At 40.9% G+C, this 3,410-nt stretch carries 3 protein-coding genes; all 3 read right to left on the reverse strand.

Annotated features, from left to right (window positions below):
* Nucleotides 1-274: 274 nt before the first annotated feature.
* The 3 genes from CXF89_RS18700 to megL all read right to left on the reverse strand — a co-directional run bounded on the left by CXF89_RS18700 (nucleotide 275) and on the right by megL (nucleotide 2,873).
* On the reverse strand, nucleotides 275-619 hold the full coding sequence (locus CXF89_RS18700) for a 4a-hydroxytetrahydrobiopterin dehydratase (RefSeq protein WP_002958326.1): 345 nt from the start codon (nucleotides 617-619) through the stop codon (nucleotides 275-277).
* A 37-nt stretch (nucleotides 620-656) separates the two neighbouring features.
* Entirely contained in the window at nucleotides 657-1,454 is a 798-nt protein-coding gene (gene phhA / locus CXF89_RS18705) for a phenylalanine 4-monooxygenase (RefSeq protein WP_024590721.1), read from the reverse strand.
* A 237-nt stretch (nucleotides 1,455-1,691) separates the two neighbouring features.
* Complete coding sequence (gene megL / locus CXF89_RS18710; protein ID WP_121955438.1) at nucleotides 1,692-2,873, reverse strand: methionine gamma-lyase; 1,182 nt, start codon at nucleotides 2,871-2,873, stop codon at nucleotides 1,692-1,694.
* Between the last annotated feature and the right edge of the window lie 537 nt (nucleotides 2,874-3,410).

Here is a 3,410-nt window from a genome sequence, read left to right on the forward strand (position 1 = left end):
TCATCCTTGATCACCTTTATCATTAAATTTTCACTCTGAAGCTCGTTATTAACTCTAAAATATCACTAAAAATATAAACGTATAAATAAAAAAGGAATTTTTTAATCTAGGTCGAAAGAAAGTATTGGTGGTAAAAAAGCACCGAGGTAAATAAGTTCATTAAAGATTCGTTGGGTTTCGTTTCACTCTACCCAACCTACGCTAATAACCACTCCAAAACCAAAAAAGCACTTATAAAATAAGTGCTTTTGTTGGTTTGCTCAATTAGTGTGGTTTACAGCGCGTTAAATACGTCGTCTGTTTTAGCTGCGCAAATAAAATCGTTTTTGTGTAGGCCTTTAATTGAATGGCTCCACCATGTAACCGTTACTTTGCCCCACTCGGTTAATAAACCTGGGTGATGGCCCTCGTCTTCTGCCATGTCGCCTACTTTATTGGTAAACGCGATAGCTTGCTTAAAGTTTTTAAATTTATAAACACGCTCAAGCTGCATAATGCCGTCACGTACTTCTGGTACCCAGTCTGGGATTTTAGTAATTAATTGCGCTAACTCTTCGTCAGATACTTTTGGCGCATCTACATGACAGGCTTCGCATTTTTGTGCACTTAATGAAGACATTCTAAATCCTTACTTTTAGCTTTTTTAGCATTAATATTTAACTGGCTAATTTTTCTTTTGGTGGAAATTTTGGGTCGTGCAAACCAAGCTCTTTAGCTCGCTCAACCAAAGTCATAATATCCATTTGCGATATATCAAACAGATCATGAATCGAATTTATGGTGTAGTACTGTGGTTGCATAATATCAATACGGTACGGCGTACGCAGTACATCAAGCACATTCATTGGGCTAATTTCTGGCGTGTTTGAGTATACGTACTGAGTTTCACCTGGGCTTGATAAAATACCACCGCCGTAAATACGCAAGCCGTCTTCGGTTTGCATTAAACCAAATTCAACCGTAAACCAGTATATACGCGCAAGGTATACACGGTCCTTTTTCTGCGCTGCGTAACCTAATTGCCCGTACTTGTGCGTAAACTCAGCAAAGTCAGGGTTAGTTAGCATGGCGCAATGGCCAAATATTTCATGAAAAATATCTGGCTCTTGTAGGTAATCAAACTCTTCACGGCTACGAATAAATGTAGCTACCGGAAACTGCTTGTTTGCCAGTAATCTAAAAAACTCATCAAAGTCGATAAGCGCAGGTACTGGTGCAACTTGCCAACCGGTAGTGGCTAGTAACACATCGTTTAGTTCGCTTAACTGCGGAATACGATCGTGCGGCAGGTTAATCTTTTTTAACCCTTGCATGTACTCGTTGCAGGCTTTGCCTTCAATGCATGCAAGTTGGCGCGCTACAAGCTCAGACCAAATTTTATTTTCTTCATCACTCCAGTGTATAACACCATTTTCGTCTGGTGTTTTGGATGTGTATTTACTTGCTTTAGCCATAAGTACCTTCTTGGGTGTGAGCCCTAAATCGGTGTCAGTGTGATACTCAAACCTATTGAATATCGAATGACCCCATACTATGCAAAAGTGAAGAAAAGTTTAATAGATAGGCTAACATCAGTATTTGGCGCGATCACCTTAATCGTAAAGTTAAAATTACACCTGTGGAACATTAAAAATACAGACCTTTAAATAAAGGCCTGTAGCTTATCATCATGTGTACACAATTAAATACACCTAACCGATTTTAGTAAAAGCTTGGTCTAAATCACTAATAATGTCGTTAACATCTTCAAGCCCAACCGAGAGTCTGATCAGCCCATCACTTATTCCAGCGGCGGCTCGCTCCTCTGCCGTATAAGGCGAGTGAGTCATAGATGCAGGATGCTGAATCAGTGTTTCAGCGTCGCCAAGGCTTACTGCAAGTGTACAAAGTTTCATACTATCAATAAATTGTGCGCCATCTTGTAGCGTACCTTTTATTTCAAACGCAATAACACCACCAGCGGCTTTCATTTGGTTACCAATAAACTTATAACCTGGGTGCGATTTAAGCCCCGGGTAATATACGGTGCTTACTTGTGGATGCGCTTCTAGATATTGCGCTATTGCTTGTGCGCTTTGACAATGACGCTCTATTCTAATGGCGAGTGTTTTTAGACCTCGATTAATTAGCCATGCATCGTGCGGGCTTATGGTTGCACCAATATCTTTTAATACGGTCATTTTAATGTGTGTTATGTGCTCAAGCGATCCACATACAATACCGGCAACTACGTCTCCGTGACCATTTAAGTACTTGGTCGCACTGTGCATTATAATGTCGATACCGTATTTTTTTGGTGATTGTAGTAGCGGCGTTAAAAAGGTGTTGTCGACCACACTAATTAAATTGTGCTCTTTAGCAACTGCGCCAATGAGTGTCAAATCAATAACCGCCATGGTGGGGTTAATTGGCGTTTCTACAAATATCATTTTTGAATTAGGTTTGATGGCAGCGCGTAGTTCGTCCTCGTTGGTCATATCAACAAAGGTGACTTCAATTCCCCAGCGCGGCAACATGTGCGAGAAAAACGCAAAGGTACAACCATACAAAGCACTTGAAGCAACAAGGTGATCTCCCTGCGATAAAAAGCTCAGTACTGAGGCAGATACAGCCCCCATACCCGTTGCGGTTGCAGCTGCTGCTTCACAGCTTTCTAGTTGAGCAACTTTTTGTTCAAGCTCTGTGGTTGTAGGGTTTCCTAAACGCGTATAAATATAGCCAGGTTCGTCGCCTGCAAAACGCGCAGCACCTTGAGCGGCATTTTCAAAATGAAAGGTAGAGGTTTGATATAAAGGAGAAGTGAGTGCGCCGTGCGGGTCGTTTGCTTTTTGTGGTCCGTGAATACACTGGGTGTTTATATGATGCTTGCTCATTGTAGGCTCATTTTTTTGATTATTATGTTTTTGCGATTCAACAATCAAAACGTATGCGCTTACAAACAGCAAGCATGCCGGATGCTCAGATGGCTATTTGTGTAAAAACCGTGCAGCGCACGTTTGTACACAAATATTGCCACTGCTAATCTAGGGTCTGTTGATCTTTGCGGATTAAAATCTGTTCAAACTAGGGGCTATTTAATCGCGGCGCGAGGTTTGTAACCTAGTGGGCTAAGTAAAAACCGAGCAAAGCTTCCGCGTCCTGCTCACGCCCCTTACCTACATCCATGTCATAGGTAAGATCTTAAGAAATTGAGTTGAAGCTCAATTCATGATCAAATGGTTGTTACCACACAAACCACAGAATCAAGAAAAGAGCTTCAAATGAATGCTAACATTTTTATTAATAAGTTAAAAAGTATCCTAAGTGAAAAAAAACTGAACCGACTTGGTAAACAAGTAGCATTTACTAAAAGAGAAAGAAATATCACCGCATTTCATATGGTTGTTAGTCTTGTTGCTGCGCTTGGGGAT

Source organism: Pseudoalteromonas sp. MelDa3 (assembly GCF_002863625.1).
GTDB lineage: Bacteria > Pseudomonadota > Gammaproteobacteria > Enterobacterales > Alteromonadaceae > Pseudoalteromonas > Pseudoalteromonas arctica.